Source organism: Nocardioides sp. JCM 18999, assembly GCF_055391175.1.
This window is the reverse complement of the sequence record NZ_AP043887.1, coordinates 3,732,991-3,755,393: the sequence shown is the minus strand read 5'-3', so window position 1 is coordinate 3,755,393 and position 22,403 is coordinate 3,732,991. Positions and strand designations below refer to the sequence as shown.

Below are 22,403 nucleotides of genomic sequence, written 5' to 3'. Positions count from 1 at the left end.
GGGCCCGCGCCGATGGGCTGTTGCCCAGGCTCCGGAGTCGGGGCTCGGTGGTCAGGCGTCGCGGATGGCGGCAGCTACAACGCGGGCGACGTCGGGGTGGAAGACGGACGGGATGATGAAGTTGGGGTTCAGCTCGTCGTCGGTAACAACGGATGCGATGGCTTCGGCTGCGCGTAGCAGCATGGCGGTGGTGACTTCGATGGCGCGTGCGTCAAGGAGGCCGCGGAAGACACCGGGGAACGCGAGTACGTTGTTGATCTGATTCGGGTAGTCCGACCGGCCGGAGGCGACGACCGCAGCGTATTTGTCGGCCTCGGCTGGGTCCACCTCCGGGTCGGGGTTGGCGAGGGCGAACACGACTGCGTTCTGCGCCATGTCGCGGATCCATTCGGCCTTCAGTACTCCGGGGGCGGAGACGCCGATGAAGACGTCGGCACCGTTGAGGACGGTGTGGAGGTCGCCGCGGACCTGGCGTGGGTTCGTCAGCGAGGCGAGCCCGCGGTGAGCCCCGGTCAGCGACTCATCGTCGGACGACAGTGCACCGAGCCGGTCGACGACGATGATGTCGGCCACACCTGCGGCCAGGAGAAGCTTGACGATGGCGGTGCCGGCCGCGCCGCCGCCAGACACGACGACGCGGACGGCTGGGAGCGCCTTGTTGACGACGCGAAGCGCGTTGCTGAGAGCGGCGAGCACCACGATGGCGGTGCCGTGCTGGTCGTCGTGGAAGACCGGGATGTTGAGGCGCTCGCGGAGCTTGGCCTCGATCTCGAAGCAGCGCGGCGCGGCGATGTCTTCGAGGTTGATGCCCCCAAACCCGGGGGCGATGAGCTCGACGGCGCGGACGATCTCGTCGGTGTCTTGGGTGTCGAGGCAGATCGGCCAGGCGTCGATACCTCCGAACCGCTTGAATAGGGCCGCCTTGCCCTCCATTACCGGGAGCGCAGCGCCCGGACCGATGTTGCCGAGGCCGAGGACGGCCGAGCCGTCGGTGACGACCGCGACGGCGTTGCCCTTGATCGTCAGGCGCGAGATGTCCTCGGGGTGCTCGGCGAGCGCACGGGACACGCGGCCGACTCCCGGCGTGTAGGCCAGCGACAGGTCGTCCCGCGTCTTGAGCGGTACTTTCGAGGAGACCTCGATTTTCCCGCCGAGGTGGATGAGGAACGTGCGGTCGGAGACCTTGTACACCTCGACGCCCGCAACAGCGGCGACCGTGCCTTGTAGGGCGGCGGCGTGCTCGGCGTCGCCAGCTGAGCAGGTGACGTCGACGACGAGTCGGTCGTGACTGGAGTCGGTGACGTCGATGGCAGTGACGATGCCGCCGGCTTGAGCAATGGCCGTGGCGACGGCACCGACGACGCCGTGATCGGGGGCGGTGTGCAGCCGCATTGTGACGGAGTAGGAAGAGGCGGTAGCGCCCATGGGTGGGACCTTTCGTGAGGTGGGTGGAGATATGGAAAGGACCTGTGCCTCTGCGGTCTAGTCGCGGGAGGCACAGGTCCTGGTACTGGGGCAGTTCAACCTTGTGAGGTCGCCCCGGTTCGGGTCCGGCCCGGGTGAGGTGTCGGAATCGAATCGGGTCAGCGGTGCACTTAGGACTGCGCTTGAGGCTGCGCTCGGTGGTGGGCCTTGAGTGCGGTCTCGATGTAGGAGAGCTCCATCAGGTGCTCGGCGGTCTTCCAGTACAGATCGAGCAACTGCGGCTGCGGCGTGGCGAAGGTCGAGGGGGCCCATGCGCCATCGGGGAGTTGCCGTTCGATGAACCACTCGGCCATTCGCACGACCCACGGCAGGTGGCCGCCGGTCGGGTCCGCGGTCAGCATCGCGGCGGCACCCCAACCGAACTTGCAGATCTGGACCGAGGTTTGGTCGGTGAATTGCTCCTCGGTGCCGTCGGTAGACAGCCTGAGATAGTCACGGCCGAGCTGGAGTGCGGCCCGGTCACCGGTCTGCTGGAAGTAGCCAGCCGCGAACGCGGCGGCGATGCCGGGGTGGAAGTAGGTCTGGCGTGGAGCGTTGAGGTCGACGACTCGTAGGAACGCCTCGCTCTCGGGGAACTCGGTGATGAGCTTGCCTCCACGACGGGCGGTGTAGAGCTTGCCGGGCAGATGTGGCTGGTCGGCGAGGTTGGTGCTCAGCCAGCGGTAGACGCCGTCGGCCATGTCACGACGCCCGGTGACGAGAGAGGAGATCCCGAGCTGGGCGGTCTTGAGGTTCTCCTGCAGGTCATCGGCTGCGAAGTCGCGGTTGTCGTACACGCCTCCGGTCTCGGGGTCCTGGAAGGACTGGAGCTTGTCGTTGACCTGGGCGGCGGTGTCGTAGCGGGCCAGCAGCCAGGACGCGATGGCAAGCGGGGAGAGGTGGTAAGCGGGACTGGTCGGCCCGGGCGGGGAGTAGGAGCCGGGCCGCAGGTCGCCGTCGTCGGTGAGGGCTTGCCTTTCGGCCCACCCCATCATGGCCGCGGCGACATCGGGGGCACCGGCCACGCACAGCGCCCACGGTGCGCGCCACCACGAGTTCGCCACGTCGTAGCCCTCGGGGGCGCCGTCGTCAGCGACCCGGGCGGTGAGCCAGGTGGTGCCCGCTTGCTTCGCGGAGTGGATGCGGTCGAGTAGAGGCGTGAGGTCGCGCTCGCCCCGGTCGTCGAGCACCGCGTCTGCCGGGTTCGTGGTCGTTGTCTGGGTCACCGTGTCTCCTGTATGTGCGGGTGGTTAGGTTCGGAAAGGACGAGGGTGAAATCGTCGAGCGGCTCACGAGCTGGGTAGACGCTGTTGAAGATGTCGAGGGCGTCGCTGCTGAGCCGGACCGACGTTGCCGTGATCACCTGAGGCGACCCGCTGGCGGGAGGGGCGTCGATGTCGAAGTCGGCGAGAACCAGGCGATCGCCGGTGCCGTCCTCGGGTCCGGGAGTCGCGGCGATGGTGAGGTGTCCGCGGTCGCCTTCGAGGTGCACGACCGGGTCGGTGACGGCGACGAAGAGCATGCCGTGGTGGCCAGCGAAGCGGACGTCACCGCGGCATGTCACGACGCCCACTGCGTGAGCCGAGGTCAGGTCGGTTCGGTCCAGTGTGAAGTGGAACCGGCTGGTGTCGTCGACAGTAGCGCCGTCGGTGGTCGAGCACTGACCGTCGGGCATGCGGGCGATGTACTGCAAGAAGCGGCGCTTGATGCCCCAGTGGAGGCCGGGCTCATGCGCTTGCGAGGCCGGCTGCGTTGATGAAGTGCTGGGTGCGGGTTCCATCCCGGGCCTCAGTGCGCCAGGAGGGTGTACTTGGTGGAGAGGTACTCGTGGATGCCCTCGAGACCGCCCTCCTTGCCGATGCCGGACTGCTTGATGCCGCCGAAGGGTGCAGCGGCGTTGGAGACGACCCCGGTGTTCAGGCCCATCATCCCGGTCTCGAGTTCGTCGATGAGGCGGTGCCCGCGTGCCAAGTCGCGGGTGTAGGCATAGCTGACCAGGCCGTACTCGGTGTCGTTCGCGAGCCGGATCGCTTCCTCGTCGGTATTGAAGGAGGCGATGGCGAGGACAGGTCCGAAGATCTCGTTGCGCAGGATGTCGCTGCCGGGCTGAACGCCGTCAATCACCGTCGGTGCGAAGAACGTTCCGGGCCCGTCCAGCCGCTTGCCTCCGGTCGTAACTCTTGCGCCACGGTCGAGGGCGTCATCAACAAGGGCGGTGACGTTGTCGAGGGCGCGTGCGCTGATGAGTGGGCCGACGTTGACGTCGGCTTCAAAGCCGTTGCCGACCCTGAGGGCGGCAACCCGTTCGGAGATGAGGTCAGCGAACTTGCCGGCGACGGAGGCGTGCACGATGAACCGGTTCGCGGCGGTGCACGCCTGGCCGATGTTGCGGAACTTCGCCGCCATGGCGCCGTCGACGGCCCGGTCCAGGTCGGCGTCCTGGAAGACGAGGAAGGGGGCGTTGCCGCCCAACTCCATCGACATGCGCAGCACGTGCCGGCTCGCCTTGGCCATCAGTTGCCGGCCCACCGGGGTGGACCCGGTGAAGCTGATCTTGCGGAGACGCGGGTCTTCGAGCAGGGCGTCGCTGACAGAGGCCGGGTCGGTGGTTGTGATGATGTTGAGCACCCCGGCAGGTAAGCCGGCCTCAACTAGAAGATCGGTGAGCCGCAACGTGGTCAGGGGGGTCAGGTCGGCGGGCTTGAGGACGGCGGTGCAACCTGCGGCCAGGGCTGGCGCGATCTTGCGGGTGGCCATGGCGAGGGGGAAGTTCCACGGCGTCGCCAGGTAGCAGGGTCCAACGGGTCGGTGGCTGACGACGAGGTCACCGGTACCTTCGGGGTTTGTCCCGTAGCGGCCGGCGATGCGTGGGGCTTCCTCGGCGAACCAACGGAGGAACTCTCCTCCGTAGGCGACCTCGCCGAGTGCCTCGGCGTACGGCTTTCCCATCTCGGTGGTGATGAGGCGCGCGAACTCCTCGCGGCGCTGCATGAGCAGCGTGAATGCGGTGTGGAGAATCTCGCTGCGTCGCCGGGGCGGGGTAGCGGCCCACTCCGCGGCGACTGCTACTGCAGCGTCGAGGGCGGTGACTGCTTCCTTGGCGCCACCATCAGCGACCTGGGCGATCTGCTCGCCGGTCGCCGGGTTGTAGACCGGGAAGTCACGACCGTCCAGGCTCGGGGTCCAGTTACCGTCAATGAACAGGCCCTTCGGCCGGGTAGCTGCTGCGTTCGTCATGTTCTTCTTCCTGCGCAGTTCTCGGTGGTGGCGGGTCAGGAGGCGGCGGTGTGCGCCAAGAGTGCGGCGGCTAGTGCGCGGTCGCCGGGCAGGTCACAAACCGCCTTCTTCAGCGGCACTGCCGGGTCGCAGGCGGTGGCTTGGTCGATGGTTCGTCCGTTGGTGAGGGCGCTGCGCACCGCGAGAAAGTCTGCGGGACTGTTGACGCACTCGCCGGCAATGAGCCGGTCCTTGTCGTAGTAGAGGACGGAGAACTTCTCGGAAGTTACGTCGCCGCGGACTACGCAGTCGGCGGTGGCGCTGACGAGGCCGGCGGCTTGGAGCTTGAGGTCGAACTGGTCGGACCAGAACCACGGCACCGCCCGGTAGGAGTCGTCGCGTCCAGCCAAGGTGGCGGCGGCGGTCTTGGCCTGCTCGATGGCAGTGGAGACAGACTCGAACCGCATCCGCTCGGTGCCGGAGACGGCCGCGACCGGATTGGGAGAGTTGACGCAGTCACCGGCCGCGACAGTGTGCCCGTCGGAGGTGAGGCCACGTTCATCGATGACGATGCCGTTGTCCACGGCCAGGCCTATCTGCTCGGCAAGCTCGGTTCGGGGCGAGGCGCCGATGCCGACGACCACTACGTCCGCCTCGACGCTGGAGCCGTCACTCAGTTCGATGGCACGCACTAGGCCCAGATCGTTGGCGATTATCCGGACTGGGGTGATTGCCAGGCGGATGCTGACGCCGCGTCGCTGGTGGGCGCCGTGGAAGGCGTCGCTGATGTGCGGGCCGACGGCTCGCGCCATGAGCCGGTCGTCGGCGAGGACGACCGAGGTCTGGCAGCCGAGCTTGCGGGCGCTGGCGGCGACCTCGAGGCCGATGAATCCGCCTCCGACGACGAGCACCTTGGCGTCGGGAGTGAGCGCGGCGCGGAGGCGGTCGCTGTCGGTGGCGTCGCGCAGGTAGTAGACGCCGTCGCTGCCGGCACCAGGGATGGGGAGGCGTCGGGGCCGTGCGCCGACGGTAAGGGCGAGGCGCCCGAAGCCGATCACAGTGCCGTGCTCGGTGAGCGCCTCGCCGCTTCCGTCAGGTTCTGTTGCAACTGAGACCACTCGCGTCCCAAGCACCAGGTCGATGCGCTGGGCGGCGTAGAAGTCCTCGCTCCGGAAGTGCAGTGACTCCAGTGCTAGGGGACCGTGGAGGGCGGCCTTCGACAGCGGCGGGCGCTGGTAGGGCGGATGGGTTTCCGCTCCTAGCAGCGTGATTCGGCCAGCGAAGCCTTCTTCGCGAAGCGACACCGCGAGCTGGACGCCGGCCTGGCTGGCGCCGACGATGAGGACGTCGGTGTCCCGGCGCGGCGCGTCGCTGAGTCGATCGCCGTGCCCTTTGCTGGGCTCGCCGTTGGTCTGGGGACGCGAGTGGTCGTTGTTCATGACGGATCAGTCCTGCTCAGTCAGTCCTGGTACTCGGGCAGGGTGACGGCGAAGTCGCCCAGCTCCTCGGAGAGCCTGATCTGACAGGACAGCCGCGAACTCGGCTCGCGGTCGACAGCGGTGCCTTCCAGCATCTCGTCTTCGAGGTCGCTGACCGGGGGCAGCTTGTCCAGGCAGGACTCCTCGACGAAGACGTGGCAGGTGGCGCAGGAGAGCACGCCGCCGCACTCTCCGACGATGCCGGTGACGCCGTTGCGGACCGCGGTGGTCATCACGGAATCGCCGATCTCGCCGTCGATGACGGTGTTTGCTCCGTCGAACGCGGTGTAGGTGACCTTGGGCATGAGTCAGATTCCTTACTCGGAGGTGCCGGCCGTCGAGGGCGTGCCGGGGGTAAAGGTGACGGGGACGCGACCCCAGCCAGAGACCGCACCAGCGAGCGGGTAGGTCTCGACCTCGTCGCGCTTGATCTGGAAGTCACGTAGCCGCTCCGGGATGATGCTGAGCAGCTCGGCGAGCTCGATCTTGGCCAGAGGCGACCCCAGGCAACGGTGGTTTCCGGCGCTGAAGGTGACGTGCTCGTTGGCATTGGGCCGGTCCAGATGCACCGTGTTCGGGTCCGGGAAGCGCAGCGGGTCGCGGTTGGCGCCCGCGAACCACATGAGCACCCGCTCACCCTTCTTGATGGGCACACCCAAGAGCTCGGTGTCCTTCAGAGCGGTGCGTGAGGTGCCGGTCGCCGGAGCATGCATCCGGAGCAGTTCCTCGATCGCATTGCTGCGGAACTGAGCGTCCTCGGCGATGCGCGGGATGTGCTCCCGGTGTTGCTCGAGGTACTGCAGCCCGAACGCGGCGCTGGAAACGGTGGTGTCGAAACCGCCGAAGACTAGGGCGTTCATCATGCTCTCGCCGATGTCGAGACTGAGCGGCTCTCCGTCCTCCGCGGCTGTGGCGATGGCGGAGATGATGTCGCCAGTCGGGTTCGCGGCCCGTTCGGTGAGCATTTCACGGAACCGCACCCGCAGCCGTTCCATCTGCTCGCCCGGGAACTCGGGGTGGCCGGGAAGGAACATGGCGCCCTTGTGGCCGGCGTCGGCAGCGTCGCGCCAGTCGTTGGCGTCGTAGCCGAGGATGTACAGCGTGGTCCGCGACGTCGACGGGATGAGGATGTCGTCGATCAGGTCGGCCTCACCGGACTCGATGACAGCGTCGATGGCCTCATTGAGATGCCGCTGCATGACGGGGCGCCAGTTCCGCAGCGCCTTCGGGGAGAAGAAAGGCGCCTCGAGACGTCGGCGTCCGGTGTGCAGCGGCGGGTCGGACTCGCCGAGCTGGAGCCGGTACTGCATCTGCGGGATTGTCTGTCCGCGGCCGCCGTTCTCGGTGCCGTCCAGGTCGTTGACCGAGGTGAACAGCTCGTAGTCGGAGGCGACGTGGTGGATGGCGTCGATGTCGGCCAGGAGCCAGAACCCGTCATGGTGCTCGGTCCACGCCAACGGGGTGCCGGTGGCGTGGAGGTCGGCGGCGATCTGGGCCCAGTTCTCCTTGTAGAAGGGCGTGTGCTGGTCGAAGTCGATGGTCGGCCGGGCGCCGTCGACGGTCGTGGTGGCAGTCATGCGCTTGCTCCCGCAGGGCTGCCGGCGCCCGCCTTGGCCCGCTCGATGACCTCGTCGAGGATGGGCACGATAGCGTCGTTAAACGAAATCGGGTCGTCGCTCGGGGCGAAGTGGCCCAGGCGCGGCAGGTTGACGTGCTTGGCGCCGGGGATGTTGCGCTCGACAGCAGGTGCGCCGTGCTCCTCGTCATGGAGGGCGCCCTCGTAGTCGCCGGTGATGACGTAGACCGGCTTGGCGAATGCGTCGATCTTGTGACCGTTCTCCTTCAGGTCGTGGCCGTAGGCGAAGTAGTCGTTGTCGCCGGCGTAGACGCCCGGGAAGGAGGACCGGTAAATCCAGTACAGCTCGTGCGCGTTGGGCTCCGGGGCGGTCGGGGCGGTGCCACCGAAGTTGAGCTGTGGGGCGTAGTCGGAACTGATGGCCGGGGTGCGGAACATGTCGTTACTGAAGCCCGCGGGCAGGGACGGGGCGTCGTACCAGCCGTTGAGGGAGATGAACGCGCCGAACCGGTCAGGGTGCTCGGCGGCGAGGTCAAGGGCCATCTGGCCACCGACGGAGCAGCCCATGAAGTAGGGGTTGTCCAGGCCTAGGACGTCGGCCAGGGCGATGGCCCAGTTCATCAGACCGTCGCGGGTGGGGCTGTAGGCCTGCTCCCACCAGCGCACGCCGACCGGCGGGAGCGACTTGCCGTGGTAAGGCAGGTCGTAGGCGTACATGGTGAACCGCTCCTGCATACGCGGGTCAGCCAGCAGGTGGCGGTACTGGCGGCCGTCGGCGCCAGCGGTCGCCTGCAGCATCAACGGGATGGGGCCGTTGCCGGCCGTCTCGTAGTAGACGCGGGATTCCTGGTCGTTGGCGGTGATGTAGACGTAGCGGCCGATTGCGTTGTCGGTCTCGCGGTAGGGGTCGCGGAACGCCGTGCGCTCCACCGGACCGACGATGGCGGCGCGGACGACGATGTACAGGCGCTGCCAGCCGCCGAACCACGGGGCGACGACGCCGGTGAAGTCGCCGCTCAGGCTCAGGCCGCTCATGCCGGCACTGGTGACACTGTCGTATCCGTAACTCGGGGTCCGGGAGGCGAGGCTGTTGTTCCAGAACTCTTCGCTGCCTTCCATGGCGAAGTCGGCCTCGCCCGTTGGGGCCTCGAGGGTGGTCGCGGTGCCGTTCTCAAAGAGCAGGTCGAAGTTCTGCCCGAGGATGCCGAGCCGGACACGTCCGGTGAAGCCGCGCAGTTTGTATGCAAGCTCCTTGTCAGCGCGAGCCGTCTCGAAGATCTTCTGTCCGTCCACGTCAATCGGCATCGCGCCGTCTCCTTTTGATCGGGAGCAGGCCAGCCGGCTGCTCCTAGTTCCTTCGTGTCCGTATGTGACACGAATGTCAGAGTAGGACACGAAACCGTGACGTGCAACACTTCCGGGCGTTGTCTCTTGAGCCCGATAGGGTCTTCACCATGAGCAGCGAGACGCAGGTTGAGGCGGTGCATTCGGCTTTGCTTGAGGCTGCGGAGCGCGCTGTGCGGTCGAGCACGGCACGGCGGGGCACCCTCATCCGAGACACGCGCACGGTCGCATCGCGCCTGGGCGAGTCGGCCATCCGACTCTTCGCCGAGCGCGGCTTCGCGAACGTGACAGTCGCTGACATCGCTGCCGAGGCCGGCGTGACCAGTCGAACGTTCCACCGCTACTTCCCCAATAAAGAAGCGGTCGTGACCGACATCGCTGACGTGACCAACCAGCGCCTGGTGGACCTGATCCGCGCCAGCGACCAGCCGGACATGCTCTCCGCGCTGCAGGAGGCCGTCGCTACGTGGTGGGAAGAGTACGAAGACCTATTCGACTCCATCACCCGAATCACGCAAGAGTCCAACGATCTGATGGGCGCGATACTGCTCAACTCCGCGCTCTGGGAAGACCGAGTCGGGCAAGCTCTGCACGCTCGCTACCCCGAGACCGATCCTGTCGATGCCAGGATCATGGGTGCAGTCATGATGGGCGTTTTGCGGGTTGCAAACGTCGAAGCGGCCGCGCACGAACGCTCCGCACGCCTGGAGACGAACCGCCTGATGAAGCGGATCGGACCCCTCCTAGCGATCGGCGGCGCGGCCGAGCAGTAGACGTATCCGAGAGGCGGGTGTTCGTCCGCGTCGGGCGGTTCGCACCGGCCGCAAACGTAGCTAGTCGGCGCGGCGAGCTGTGCTGGACGTCGAGACCGGGGGGCTCGATGGTGGGCCAGTACCCGACCCACGGCGGATCGCGTTACTGAACGAATACCTCGTCGCCTCGGTCGGTGGTGGCGGTGAGCACTCGTGTCGGCGTCCCCTGACGTGACGATGTTGACTGAGAAGTTTCTCGCTGACGACACCTGGATGCATCAGCGGTCGACTGAGGTTGGCCGAACGAAGTCGTCACCGACGAATGACGATTTCTCGATGGCGGTTCAGCGTGTCCCGTTCGAGCGGGCCGCGCGCCAGGGACCGGGGCCGCGCGCGCATGTCTTCTACCACTTTGCCAAGACGATGGACCGGCGGGCGGCGTGCATTGTTCGGTGTTGCCGGCCCGGACTTGGACATCGTGAGAGCTGACGGAACCAGGTCCGGCATGCCTCCGTGGAAGCCATGCGAGCGTTGAAGCGACGGCTCTCGATCTTCGTCTACAAGTGCATGCTCGATGACGGGATCACCCACGTGGCCGAACGTGCAGCGACGGGCCCAGGAGGGCAACAGGGCAACGAATCTGACTCCACCGCGGTCGGCTCACAGCCCCACTCATCGGACAAGCCACTTCCCGAACTCATCATCGCCAGGCCTAAGACTCCAACTCAGACAAGCTTCTTGACACAGACGTGACGCCAGTCGAGGCGGTTGTCGCGTCGCCAGGTGGACGGGTCCACAGCTTTCGACTTACTGCTCGCCGTGCCAGTCTACTGGGAATCGTTGACTCTCGACGGTCCCCCGAAACGCCTGCCTTGACTGCCCTTGCCGCTCCTCCAACGTCTCCCATTTCTGTCGGCACGCATGCTACGAATGACGTAGATGGGTCGCCCGGTTTCGGGTGGCCCACGCGGCATTTCTAGGGGTCCGTTGGTTATCGACGGACACGCGCGGAGGCGGTGGTCACGGGATGCATGGCGGCGTGAAGTTCTACCGCGGCACAGCACGTGCCGCCCGCGCATATGTCGAGGCCGATCGCTCCCGGGCGGACGACTACTACCTCGCCGAAGGCACCGGTGTCGCCACCCTGCTGACCGCCACCGCGGACGGGCCGGTTGCGAACGCCGGCACCTTGACCGGCGATACCTATGAGGCCTGGGTTGCTGGCCTCGATGTGCAGACGGGCCGGAAGAAGGGGCGGGTCCGGGAGGACGCGAACGCCCTGCGGTTCGTCGAGGTCGTGGTCAACGGACCCAAGACCTGGTCGCTGGCCGCCGCCCTTCATCCGGAGGTCTCGGCAGCGTTGGATGCTGCTCAGGACAAAGCCGCGGCCGAGATCGTCGGCTGGGTCTCCGAGCACGCCACCACCCGGATCGGACCACGGGGACGCCAGGTCCAGGTCCCGGTCGAGGCCGTCGAGGCAGCAGTGATCCGGCACTACACCTCCCGCGCCGGTGACCCCCACCGGCACCTCCACTTGCAGATCAATGCCCGCGTCTGGGCCTCCGGTGCCTGGCGAGGCATCCACTCCGTCGGCATCCGCGATTCGATCGAGGCGATCAACGGGATCGGGCACGCAGCCGTCGCCGCCGACCCGACCTTTCGCATCGCCCTCTCCCAGCACGGGCTCACCCTCGACCCCGAAACCTCCGAGATCGTCCAGCTCAAACCCTTCGCCGGAGCCTTCAGCGCCCGGGCGGCACAGATCCGCCGCAACAGCGACGCCAGCGAAGCAGCCTGGCGGGCCGACCACCCCGGCGAAGAACCCGGCCCCAAACTCCGCGAAGCATGGGACCGGCAGGCATGGGCGAAGGCCCGACCCGACAAAGTCATTCCCAAAGACGGCCGTGAACTGGTGGAACGTTGGAACAGCGAACTCCGGGACCTCGGCTACACCGACCCCGACCGGGCGCGCTCAGGCGGACGGTCAGGTGGGCTCTCGGGTGTCCGGGTGGTCGATATCGACCGCGATGTCTGTGCGGACCTCGCGATCTCGGTCCTTGGGTCGAAGAAGTCAGCATGGAACGCCGCTGATGTTCGAGGGATCACTGAAGTCCTCCTCGCCGAGACCGGACTGATTGCCGGTACCGCCGCCCGCAGCGAACTAGCCGAAGACATCACCGCCCGCGGGGTCGCCCGCTGCACCCGTCTGTTGGATCGGCCCGATGTCCCTGAGCATGTCCGTGCACTGACCTCACCACGCGTCCTCGAGGTCGAGACCGACCTGATCCACCGGCTCGCCCGCCGCGGGACCCACCCTGCCCGACCCTCGGCGACGGCGCGGCGGTTGATGCTACAGGTCGACCCGTCCCGCGCCGACGTCGTCAGCACCCTGACCGGCGAGAGCCCACTGACCGTGATCGAGGGTGCCGCCGGGGCCGGGAAGACCACTCTGCTCCGGTACACCCAGCAGATCATGGCCCGCTTCCGACACCAGATGATGGTGGTCACCCCAACATTGAAAGCCGCCGAGATCGCGGCGACTGAGACGGGTGCGCAGGGACACTCCGCAGCTTGGCTGATCCACCAACACGGATACCGGTGGGACACCGGCGGACAGTGGACCCGCGACCCTGACTCCTTCCCCGGCCCTGCTGCGCAGCTTCGGCCCGGGGACCTGCTCGTGGTCGATGAGGCCGGGATGCTCGACCAAGACACCGCCCACGCCCTCCTCACCATCGCCGACGAATCCGGGGCACGGGTCGCGTTCATCGGCGACCGACATCAACTCCCCGCTGTCGGACGAGGCGGAGTCCTCGACCACGCTGTTGGCTGGGTACACCCCACCGCACTGATGAACCTCGAGACGGTCCACCGGTTCACCGATCCCGACTACGCAGGTCTGACTCTCCGGATGCGGAACGGCGACGACCCCGGAGCAGTCTTCGACCAACTCGTCGACCGCGGAGAGCTCGTCATCCATCCCTGCGACGTCGAACGCCTCGCGGCCCTGGCAGAGGTCGGAGTCTCGGGTGAACTCGTCGTCGCCGACACTCGGGAGCAGGTCGCCGACCTCAACGCCGCCATCCACGACCGTCGTCGCGCTGAGTCCGGTGACAGCCACGTGGTGACAACCAGTCGGGGCGAGCAGATCGGCCTCGGCGACCGGGTTGCGACCCGCCACAACGATCCGCAACTTCAGGTCGCCAACCGGCAGACCTGGACCGTCGCCGGAATCGGGGACGACGGCAGCCTCCTCCTCCACGGCCACGGCCGCGACCAGGGCGTCCCAGCCGACTACGCCAACCTCCACGTCGAACTGGCCTATGCCACCACCGTCCACGGCGCCCAAGGCGAAACCGTCAACACCGCCCACGCCCTCATTGGGGACAAGACCGGAGCCGCCGCCGCGTACGTCGCCATGACCCGCGGCCGGCACAACAACACCGCCCACCTCGTCGCCGACAGCGTCGACCACGCCCGCCAACAGTGGGTCGACGTCTTCAACCGCGACCGCGCCGACCTCGGCCCCAACCACGCCCGATCCAGAGCAGTCGAGGCCATCGATCGGTATGGAAACACCGTCCCTCCACGGCCGCTACCGCCGCCGGCGTACCGCCCACCAGCGCCCGAAACCCGCGGAATCGGGCTGTGACAAGCCCCCGAGACGAAAAAGTTGAACGACTTAGGGAACGCACCCTGACCTGCGGAAACGCAACGTACCCCCAGTTCGTACCCCCTACGTTCCCCCTATTCGTTACCAAATTCCGGTAACGCACCCAGTCCACGCTGACCAACAGACGTCACCACTAGTGCACCGCAACCCATGACAGCGAACCGCTGTCCGTTACCACACCACTCAGTCATCGATCAGCGAGGAGCCAGCCATGGCCACCGACGACGACACCGCACACCCGAACCCCGGCGACCAGATGCTCACCCTTAAGGAGACCTGCGCCTTCCTCCGCGTCCCTGAAGGGACGCTGCGCTATTGGCGCCATCTCGGCTCCGGACCCAAGAGCTTCAAGCTCGGCCGCCACGTGCGCTACTGGCGGACCGATGTTCTTACCTGGCTCGCCGGACAGGCCAATCGTCCACAGGGCGATCGATAAGTGCGACGGTCCGGCGCCCGTCCTACACACCATAAGCCGATCAGGAAAGGAGACTTCCCATGGCGGGAAGCATTGCCAAACGGCCCGATGGACGGTGGCGTGCCCGGTACCGCGACGACACAGGCCGCGAGCGATCACGTCACTTCGCGCGCAAGGTCGATGCAGCCGCCTGGCTCGACGACGTGACAGCGACGCTTCACACGGGAACCTACGTCAATCCACGGGCGGGAAAGGTCACGTTCCAACAGTTCTACGACGACTGGGCGCCCCGCCAACTGTGGCTCCCCTCGACCCGCGCTAACGCCGACCTCGCCGTTCGATCGGTGGCCTTCGGCGAGGTCCCGATGAAGGCGATCAGACGCTCGCACATCGAGACATGGGTGAAGGCGATGTCAACGAGGTGGGCGGCGACGACCATCAAGACGCGGTTCGTGATCGTGCGTTCGGTCTTCCGAGCAGGGGTCGCGGACCGCGTCATCGCCAACGACCCCACCGACGGAGTCCCCCTGCCACGCCGTCGGAAGATCGAGGCAGCGATGCGTGTCCCGACTGTCGCCCAGGTCGGAACGCTCCTCGCTCATGCAGACAGCAACCGCGTCTCGACCCGGCACGGCTTCCGCGCCTACGTCGCGCTCTGCGCGTTCGCCGGACTCCGCAAAGGCGAAGCGGCCGCCGTCCAAGTGGGCGACATCGATGTCGAGGCTCGTCGACTGACGATCTCGCGACAGCTCCAGCGCGACGGCGACACGTTCGCAGTCCGGCTTCCCAAGTACGGCTCCGAGCGAATCGTTCACCTGCCCGACGACCTCGTGTCGATGCTGCAGGCGCACATCGAGACCTTCCTCCCCGAGGAGCCGGCGCCGGACTCGTGGCTGTTCACCGTCGGTGACGGACCGATGTACGACAACGACATCGATTGGCGATGGCGGGCGACCCGGTCGTCAGCCGGACTTCCAGACGTGCGGCTCCACGACCTCCGCCACTTCTATGCGTCTGGGCTGATCGCGGCCGGCTGTGACGTCGTCACGGTGCAGAGAGCCCTCGGGCATTCCTCGGCGACGACCACACTGAATACCTACAGCCACCTGTGGCCAACAGCCGAGGATCGGACTCGGGCAGCTGCGGCTGAGTTGATGATCGAAGCCCTCGGACGCGAACACCCCGTCAGTCCCGCATTCTTGGCCACCGATGCGGGATCATTGGCACGTGGACTGGACGAATGACGACGACCTGCGCGGACTCGCGCATCGCCTCTGTCTGCTCCCAGCTGAGAACGAGTGGGTCGAATTCAAGATCAATAATAAGGATCCCGAGGAGATCGGCCAGTACGTCTCTTGCCTGGCCAATTCCGCAGCTCTGGCTGGCCAAGAGACCGGCTACATGCTTTGGGGCATCAATGACGGCGACCACACGATCGAGGGCACCAAGTTCCGACCCGAACAAGCGAAGAAAGGCAACGAGGATCTTTACCCGTGGATTCTCCGGCTTTTGGACCCGCAAGTGGACTTCTCATTCCATTCGGTCGAGATCGACGGCCTGCCAGTAGTCATCATGCGCGTCGACGCTGCCATGAAACTTCCAGTGAAGTTCAAACACATCGACTACATCCGTGTCGGTTCATACAAGAAGGAACTGGGCAGTTTCCCGGAGCACCAACGTCGACTGTGGAAGGTCTTGGACACCTACTCGTTCGAGGACCGCAGCGCTGCAGTTGGCCTCGACGTTGAGGAGGTCGTCCAACTCCTCGACTATCCGGCATATTTCAGCCTCCACAAACTGCCACTGCCAGAGAGCCGTTCTTCCGTCATCGAGGCACTTGAAGGCGCAGGTCTGATCCGACACAACGTCGAACACCGCTGGCAGATCACCAACGGCGGGGCGCTGTTGTACGCCAAGGACCTGAGCGACTTCTCGAAGTTGGCCCGGAAGGCGCCCCGTGTCATCCACTACGAAGGCACCTCACGGATCAAGACCAAGAAAGAGCAGGTCGGCAGGCGGGGATACGCCGCGGGCTTCCAAGGGTTGGTCGGCTACATCACCGATCAATTGCCGAACAGCGAAGTCATCCAGGACAGCATCCGCATGGATGAGCTCCAGTTTCCGCGCCTTGCCATCCGCGAGTTGGTCGCGAACGCATTGATTCATCAAGACCTTACGATCACCGGCGCCGGTCCGATGATCGAGATCTTCGCTGATCGGCTCGAGGTCACCAACCCAGGCCTTCCGCTGGTCGAGCCGCTGCGCTTCATTGACATGGCGCCGCGCTCGCGCAATGAGTTCATCGGCTCAGCGATGCGCCAGGTCGGCGTCGCGGAGGAACGAGGAAGCGGCTGGGACAAGATCGCTTTCGAGATCGAGTTCCACCAATTGCCGCCAGCGAAGGTCGAGGTGAAGGACGAGCAGACACGGATCACCTTGTTCGCACCCAAGCCGCTCACCAAGATGGACAAGCCCGAGCGCGTCTCTGCTGTCTACCAACATGCGTGCCTGCGTTACGTCAGCAACGAGTCGACCAACAACGCGAGTATCCGAGAGCGGTTCGGGATCCCCGAACGGAACAAGGCACTCGCCTCACGACTCATCAAGGAAGCAGTCGAAGAGAAGCTGATCGCGGTCTACGACCCGTCGGCAGGACCACGGTCGATTCGGTACGTCCCGTACTGGGCCGACCCCGAACGCTGATTGTTGATGGAAACCTACGCAACACCGGCCGGCGGCCGCGCACATGCGCTCTGACCTGCAAAAACACGGTTAGTTCTTTGTTGATGGAAACCCGCAAGCCGGTCCGCTATCGATCGGCTACCCAACGAGAACTGCTGCACGCACTTCGCCGACCCAGCAAAGACTCGACGGACGGGCACACAAGCTGTGAGAGGCAGCAGTCAAGCAAGCCGTTAAGGTGCCAGCCCTGGCATCGAGCTCCGCATTGACGCCCGGGGTGATCTCATCCCTCTCGCCCCGGGTCGCGAAGACACACCTGTGGCGCCCGTCGGCTTCGGTAACCGTCGATCTGGAACGGCCGGCGTCGAAATCTTGCGGACTTATTGCGGACTAGACGCGGATTCTTAACCACCAAATACTGTTTGACCTGCGCAAACGCGCCGGATCAGTAGTACCAGGGGAAGGGACTCCAGTCGGGGTCGCGCTTCTCCAGGAACTGGTCGCGCCCCTCCTGGGCCTCGTCGGTCATGTACGCCAGACGGGTGGTCTCGCCGGCGAAGAGCTGCTGGCCGACCAGACCGTCGTCGAGCAGGTTGAAGGAGTACTTCAGCATCCGCTGCGCGGTCGGGGACTTGCCGTTGATCTTGGCGCCCCACTCGAGCGCGACCTTCTCCAGCTGGGCGTGCTCGACGACCCGATTGACGGCACCCATCCGGTGCATCGTCTCGGCGTCGTACTCCTCGGCGAGGAAGAAGATCTCGCGGGCGAACTTCTGGCCGACCTGGCGGGCGAGGTACGCCGACCCGTAGCCGCCGTCGAAGGAGCCGACGTCGGCATCGGTCTGCTTGAACCGGGCGTGCTCGCGCGAGGCGAGCGTGAGGTCGCAGACCACGTGCAGCGAGTGCCCGCCACCGGCGGCCCAGCCGGGCACGACGCAGATGACGACCTTGGGCATGAACCGGATCAGGCGCTGGCACTCGAGGATGTGCAGCCGAGCCAGACGGGCCTTGTCGATCACCGAGGGCTCCTCGGCGCCGGTGTCGCCGGCGCCGATGGTCTTGTCCTCGTACTGGTAGCCGGCACGACCACGGATGCGCTGGTCACCGCCGGTACAGAAGGCCCACTTGCCGTTCTTGGCGCTCGGCCCGTTGCCGGTGAGGATCACGCAGCCGACGTCGGCCGACATCCGGGCGTGGTCGAGGGTGCGGAGCAGCTCGTCGACCGTGTTGGGCCGGAACGCGTTGAGCACGTCGGGCCGGTCGAACGCGATCCGGACGGTGCCGTGCGCCTTCGCCCGGTGGTAGGTCAGGTCGGTCAGGTCCTCGAAGCCGGGGACCTCGTCCCAGTCCTCCGGGTCGAAGATCTCGCTGACGCCCTCGATCGCACTCATGAACGACGAGGGTAGACGAGAGTGGAGCGGGGTTACTCCGCCGGTTCGAGCAGGCTCAGTTCGCCGGTTCCAAGAGGAACAGCGGGATCTGGCGCTCGGTCTTCTTCTGGTACTCGCCGTAGGTGCTCCAGGTCGCGACCGCGTAGTCCCACCACTCGTCACGCTCGGCACCGGAGAGCTCGCGGGCGACGTACGACTTCTTGACGGCGCCGTCCTGGAGCTCGACGTTCGGGTTGGCGCGCACGTTGTAGGCCCAGACCGGGTCCTTCGGGGCGCCGCCGAGGCTGGCGACGGCGATGTACTTGCCGTCGCGCTCGACGCGCATCAGCGGGGTCTTGCGGACCTTGCCGGTCTTCGCACCGATGTTGGTCACGACGATGATCGGATCGCCGCTGTCGCGCAGAGTGTTGGCGTCGGCGCCGTTGGAGGCCTCGAACGCCTCGACCTGGTCGCGGACCCACTTGGCCGTGCTGGGAACGTACTCGCCCGAAAGTGTCATGCAGGGTCAGCGCCCTCGGCCGGGGGAGTTATTCCGCGCCGACTTCGCTGGTGCGACACTGCCGGGATGGGCGAGACACCGGAACTGCACTCGGACCTGCACTCGGACCTGATGGCCGCCTGGTCGACCTGGGCGACCGACAAGGGCACCCCGTTCTACGTGCCGGGGCACAAGGGCCGTGCCGGTGAGCTGTGGCCCGCACTGGGGGCGGTGAACGCGACCGACGCCCCGATGTACGGCGCGATCGCGCAGATCAAGGCCGCCGAGGGCACCCTCGCCGCTGCCGAGGCCAAGGCCGCCGCGATCTGGGGCGCGGACTGGTGCCGCTACTCCACCGGCGGGTCGACGCACGCCAACGAGTCCATCGCCCTGGCCGTCGCCTCGCCCGGCGACGAGGTGCTGGTCGCCCGCAACGCCCACCGATCCGTGCTCTCGGGACTGATCCTGGCCGGGCTCACCCCGCGCTGGCTGGCTCCCGACGTGGTCGACGACATGCCGCAAGGGATCTCGGTCGACACCCTGACGGCGGCGATCACGGCACATCCGGAGGCCAAGGCGGTCTTCCTGGTCGAGCCGTCCTACGTCGGCACACTCTCGGACCGCCGCGCCCTGCTCGACCTCGCCCACGACGCCGGGATGGCGGTCATCATCGACCAGGCGTGGGGCGCCCACTTCGGGTTCAACGCCGCCTACCCCGAGCACGCGATCGCCCTCGGCGCCGACGCGTTGATCACCTCGGCGCACAAGACGCTGCCCGCGCACAGCCAGGGCTCGATCCTGCTGGCCCGCACCGAACGGCTCGACCCCGACCGCCTCGACCGCGCCTTCGACCTCACCCACACCACGTCCCCCGCCGGCGACATCCTGGCCTCCGTCGACGGCTCGGTGGTGCTGCTGGCCTCGGCTCTCGGGTCCGAGCGGCTGGGCCAGCTCGCCGAGGCGGTCGCCACCGCCCGACGTCGGCTCGAGGCGGTCGGGCTGCCGGTCCTGAACACGGCGGATCCGGCCAAGCTCGTCGTCTCGCTCCCGTACGGCGGCGGGCTGGCGATCGAGCAGGCCCTGATCGCGGCCGGGATGGGTCCCGAGCAGGCCGACGAGACCACGCTGATCCCGATCATCACGCTGGTCGACGAGCCGGCCGACGTGGAGCGGTTCGTGGACGTCGTACTGGAGAACCTGCCGGAGGCCCCCGAAGCACCGCCGGCGGCGGTCGCGACGACCCATGCGCTGCCGCCGATGCGGATGACGCCCCGGGAGGCGTTCTTCGCCGCGACCGAGACCGTCAGCGCGGCCGAGGCGATCGGTCGGATCAGCGCCGAGGTGATCGCCCCCTATCCCCCGGGCATCCCCGTGCTGGTGCCCGGAGAGGAGATCACCGCCGGCACCGAGGCGCTGCTCCAGCGGGCCGCCGTCGCCGGGGTTCGGATCGCCTACGCCGCCGACCCCACGCTCGCGACGTACCAAGTCGTGAAGTGAAGCTGGCGAAATGTGATCGTGATGACAGTCCGGTAGGTTCGAGCGGTGCCTTACCTGCTGCGCGTCGAGCTCCCCGACGTCCCCGGATCCCTGGGCCGACTCGCCACCGCGATCGGTGAAGCCGGTGGTGACATCGAAGCGATCGAGATCGTGGAGAAGTCCCACCAGGGCTGGGCGGTCGACGATGTCCTCCTCGAGACCGCGCCCGGCGCGATGCCCGATTCGATCGTCTCGGCCTGCAACGCCCTCGAGGGCGTGCGGGTCATCTGGATCTCGCGGTACGCCGCGGGCGGCAACCTCTTCCTCGACCTCGAAGCCGTCGAGAGCCTGACCGAGGAGCCCGAAGCGGCGCTCACCCGGCTCACCGACGTCCTCCCCCACACGTTCCGCTCGGACTGGGCGATGCGGATCCACCGCGCCAGTGGTGTCGTCGACCGGACCGAGTCGGCCCCCGAGTCCCTGCCGTTCCTCGAGATCGAGAAGGCCTGTGCGCTCGACGTGGACTCCGACCCGGAGCACCCCGACGAGACCGTTTACGCCGGCGCCCGGATCGACGGCAACGAGATCGTCGTCATCGGTCGTCGTGGCGGCCCCGACTTCCTCGACTCCGAGCTCGCGCGCCTGGGTCACCTGGTCTCGCTGGCCGCCTCGATCAGCGGCTGACCAGACCGGCCATCTCGGCGGGCCAGACCGGCCATCTCGACGGGCAGACCGGCCATCTCGGCGAACAAAGTCAGGACAAACGCGGGATCAGGCCGGTGGCGCGCTGCGCGCGGCGCTCGATCGCGGAGCGGATCATCGCGTCGCTGGCGACGACGGTCACCTGCTCCTGGGCGCGGGTGACCGCGGTGTAGAAGAGCTCGCGAGTCAGGAGCGGTGATTCCTCGGGCGGGAGCAGCACCGTCACCGCACGGGCCTGGGACCCCTGGGACTTGTGCACCGTCATCGCGTGCAGCGTCTCGACGTCGGCCAGGCGGGACGGTGCCCAGCTGATCCCGCGCGGACCGGCGATCCGCACCCGCAGCCCGGTCGGTGTCTCGACGGTGATGCCGGTGTCGCCGTTGAACAGGTCGAGGCCGTAGTCGTTCGCGGTCACCAGCACCGGCCGGCCGACGTACCACTCGGGCAGGCGCGGCAGGTCGAGCGCTTCGGCGAGGCGGCGTTCGATCCGGCGGTTCCAGAACGCCGCGCCGGCCGGGCCGTCGCGATGGGCGCAGAGCAGACGGTGCTCCTCGGCCAGCACCAGCGCTCCGGGGTCGTCGATCCGGCCGGCCTCGAAGAGCGCCAGCGCATGCGCGACGAGGCGGTCCTCGAGCTCGACCATCGCGGTCGCGTCCTCCGGATCGACCAGCCGCACCCCAGACCGGCCATCTCGAAGGACCAGAAGGGCCATCTCGGCGTCGCCTTGGCGCAGTGCGGTGGCGAGCTCCCCGATGTCGGCGCCGAACCGGTGCGAGGTGCGCAGGTGCGCCACGGCGGCGGGTGCCCGGGTCTGCAGTCCTCCGACCAGGTCGGCGAGCACGGCGCCGGCCTCGACCGAGGCGAGCTGGTCGGCGTCGCCGACCAGGATCAACCGTGCGGTCGGGCGGACCGCCTCGATCAGCCGGGCCATCATCGTCAGCGAGACCATCGAGGTCTCGTCGACCACGATCACGTCGTGCGGCAGCGTGTTGCCGCGGTGGTGCCGGAACCGGGTCGCGGAGCCGGGCCGCCATCCCAGCAGCCGGTGCAGGGTGGAGGCGGTGAGGTCCGCGCGTCCGACGGACTCCTGCAGACGCGCTGCCGCCTTCCCGGTCGGTGCGGTCAGAGCGATCCGCAACGGCCGGTCGGACTGTTCGGCGAGCAGCTCCAGCAGTCCGCTCACCGTGGTGGTCTTCCCGGTGCCCGGCCCACCGGTCAGCACCGTGGTCCACTGCCGCGCCGCCGCCATCGCGGCGAGCCGCTGCTCGTCGTAGGACTCCCCGGGGAAGATCCGGGCGGCGCTCTCGGCCAGCCGGGCCTCGTCGACCACCGGCGCGGGGGCGGCGAGCCGGGCGAGCAGGTCGTCGCGGACCTGTCCCTCCTCGCGGTGGTAGCGGTCGAGGTAGAGCAGGTCGCCCTCGATCCGGAGCACCTGCGTGGCCAGCGCCGAGGTCCGGCACCGTTCCCGCCAGGCCGCGGCGTCGTCGATCGGCCAGGGCAGGTCGGGGGCCTCCTCGAGCGGCACCCGCAGGTCGACACAGACCGAGCCCAACCGTGCCGCCCGGACGGCGAGGGCCAACGCCAGCCGGACCGCCTCGTCGGCCTCCCCCACGATCGCGGAGATGCGGGTGGCGACGTGCACGTCGGCGGCGGTGAGGACGCACAGCTGGTTGAACGTCGCCAGCACCCCCGTGGCCGACCGCGCGTAGCGGGCGTCGTGGGCGTCGATCGGCTCCCAGACCTCGATCACCGCGCGA

General features: G+C 67.3%; 18 protein-coding genes. 7 read left to right on the top strand and 11 right to left on the bottom strand.

Going from position 1 to position 22,403, the window contains the following annotated elements:
- Nucleotides 1-51: 51 nt before the first annotated feature.
- The 8 genes from ACZ5J1_RS18520 to ACZ5J1_RS18485 form a co-directional block, all read right to left on the bottom strand.
- Complete coding sequence (locus ACZ5J1_RS18520) at nucleotides 52-1,392, bottom strand: NAD-dependent malic enzyme (protein WP_464561202.1); 1,341 nt, start codon at nucleotides 1,390-1,392, stop codon at nucleotides 52-54.
- 203 nt (nucleotides 1,393-1,595) lie between these two features.
- A complete protein-coding gene (locus ACZ5J1_RS18515; RefSeq protein WP_464561200.1) occupies nucleotides 1,596-2,690 on the bottom strand; it encodes a hypothetical protein in 1,095 nt (364 codons plus the stop codon).
- Complete coding sequence (locus ACZ5J1_RS18510; RefSeq protein ID WP_464561198.1) at nucleotides 2,687-3,139, bottom strand: HtaA domain-containing protein; 453 nt, start codon at nucleotides 3,137-3,139, stop codon at nucleotides 2,687-2,689. The genes ACZ5J1_RS18515 and ACZ5J1_RS18510 overlap by 4 nt, the downstream gene beginning before the upstream one ends.
- 113 nt (nucleotides 3,140-3,252) lie before the next feature.
- On the bottom strand, nucleotides 3,253-4,701 hold the full coding sequence (locus tag ACZ5J1_RS18505) for an NAD-dependent succinate-semialdehyde dehydrogenase (protein WP_464561196.1): 1,449 nt from the start codon (nucleotides 4,699-4,701) through the stop codon (nucleotides 3,253-3,255).
- A gap of 35 nt (nucleotides 4,702-4,736) precedes the next feature.
- Nucleotides 4,737-6,119, bottom strand: coding sequence for an NAD(P)/FAD-dependent oxidoreductase (locus ACZ5J1_RS18500; protein WP_464561194.1), 1,383 nt, complete (start codon nucleotides 6,117-6,119; stop codon nucleotides 4,737-4,739).
- A 20-nt stretch (nucleotides 6,120-6,139) separates the two neighbouring features.
- Nucleotides 6,140-6,463, bottom strand: a complete 324-nt coding sequence (locus ACZ5J1_RS18495; RefSeq protein ID WP_464561193.1) for a 2Fe-2S iron-sulfur cluster-binding protein — start codon at nucleotides 6,461-6,463, stop codon at nucleotides 6,140-6,142.
- Nucleotides 6,464-6,475: 12 nt separating this feature from the next.
- Complete coding sequence (locus tag ACZ5J1_RS18490; RefSeq protein ID WP_464561191.1) at nucleotides 6,476-7,735, bottom strand: cytochrome P450; 1,260 nt, start codon at nucleotides 7,733-7,735, stop codon at nucleotides 6,476-6,478.
- Nucleotides 7,732-9,039, bottom strand: coding sequence for an alpha/beta fold hydrolase (locus ACZ5J1_RS18485; protein WP_464561190.1), 1,308 nt, complete (start codon nucleotides 9,037-9,039; stop codon nucleotides 7,732-7,734). Before ACZ5J1_RS18485 ends, ACZ5J1_RS18490 begins: the two co-directional genes overlap by 4 nt.
- Before the next feature lie 149 nt (nucleotides 9,040-9,188).
- On the opposite strand from ACZ5J1_RS18485, the gene ACZ5J1_RS18480 reads away from it, so the two are divergent.
- The 5 genes from ACZ5J1_RS18480 to ACZ5J1_RS18460 all read left to right on the top strand — a co-directional run bounded on the left by ACZ5J1_RS18480 (nucleotide 9,189) and on the right by ACZ5J1_RS18460 (nucleotide 16,621).
- Nucleotides 9,189-9,851, top strand: a complete 663-nt coding sequence (locus ACZ5J1_RS18480) for a TetR/AcrR family transcriptional regulator (RefSeq protein ID WP_464561188.1) — start codon at nucleotides 9,189-9,191, stop codon at nucleotides 9,849-9,851.
- 1,018 nt (nucleotides 9,852-10,869) lie between these two features.
- A complete protein-coding gene (gene mobF / locus ACZ5J1_RS18475; protein ID WP_464561186.1) occupies nucleotides 10,870-13,482 on the top strand; it encodes a MobF family relaxase in 2,613 nt (870 codons plus the stop codon).
- A 232-nt stretch (nucleotides 13,483-13,714) separates the two neighbouring features.
- Nucleotides 13,715-13,939: a helix-turn-helix transcriptional regulator gene (locus tag ACZ5J1_RS18470; protein ID WP_464561184.1), complete on the top strand. Its 225-nt coding sequence runs from the start codon at nucleotides 13,715-13,717 to the stop codon at nucleotides 13,937-13,939.
- A 59-nt stretch (nucleotides 13,940-13,998) separates the two neighbouring features.
- On the top strand, nucleotides 13,999-15,162 hold the full coding sequence (locus ACZ5J1_RS18465) for a tyrosine-type recombinase/integrase (protein ID WP_464561182.1): 1,164 nt from the start codon (nucleotides 13,999-14,001) through the stop codon (nucleotides 15,160-15,162).
- A complete protein-coding gene (locus tag ACZ5J1_RS18460; RefSeq protein WP_464561180.1) occupies nucleotides 15,146-16,621 on the top strand; it encodes an ATP-binding protein in 1,476 nt (491 codons plus the stop codon). The genes ACZ5J1_RS18465 and ACZ5J1_RS18460 overlap by 17 nt, the downstream gene beginning before the upstream one ends.
- Nucleotides 16,622-17,045: 424 nt before the next feature.
- On the opposite strand, the gene ACZ5J1_RS18455 is transcribed toward ACZ5J1_RS18460, so the two are convergent.
- Nucleotides 17,046-17,990 (bottom strand): 1,4-dihydroxy-2-naphthoyl-CoA synthase, encoded by a 945-nt coding sequence (locus tag ACZ5J1_RS18455; protein ID WP_464561178.1) that lies wholly within the window; start codon nucleotides 17,988-17,990, stop codon nucleotides 17,046-17,048.
- 55 nt (nucleotides 17,991-18,045) lie between these two features.
- Nucleotides 18,046-18,489 carry a nitroreductase family deazaflavin-dependent oxidoreductase gene (locus ACZ5J1_RS18450; protein WP_464561176.1) on the bottom strand — a complete coding sequence of 148 codons (444 nt, stop codon included), beginning with the start codon at nucleotides 18,487-18,489 and terminating at the stop codon, nucleotides 18,046-18,048.
- 66 nt (nucleotides 18,490-18,555) lie between these two features.
- Here ACZ5J1_RS18450 and ACZ5J1_RS18445 point away from each other — a divergent pair, with 66 nt between their 5' ends.
- Together ACZ5J1_RS18445 and ACZ5J1_RS18440 are read left to right on the top strand one after the other, a co-directional pair.
- Complete coding sequence (locus ACZ5J1_RS18445) at nucleotides 18,556-19,965, top strand: aminotransferase class I/II-fold pyridoxal phosphate-dependent enzyme (protein ID WP_464561174.1); 1,410 nt, start codon at nucleotides 18,556-18,558, stop codon at nucleotides 19,963-19,965.
- Nucleotides 19,966-20,010: 45 nt separating this feature from the next.
- Nucleotides 20,011-20,628, top strand: coding sequence for an ACT domain-containing protein (locus ACZ5J1_RS18440; protein WP_464561172.1), 618 nt, complete (start codon nucleotides 20,011-20,013; stop codon nucleotides 20,626-20,628).
- A gap of 70 nt (nucleotides 20,629-20,698) precedes the next feature.
- On the opposite strand, the gene recD is transcribed toward ACZ5J1_RS18440, so the two are convergent.
- Nucleotides 20,699-22,396 (bottom strand): exodeoxyribonuclease V subunit alpha, encoded by a 1,698-nt coding sequence (recD, locus tag ACZ5J1_RS18435; protein ID WP_464561170.1) that lies wholly within the window; start codon nucleotides 22,394-22,396, stop codon nucleotides 20,699-20,701.
- Nucleotides 22,397-22,403: the final 7 nt, after the last annotated feature.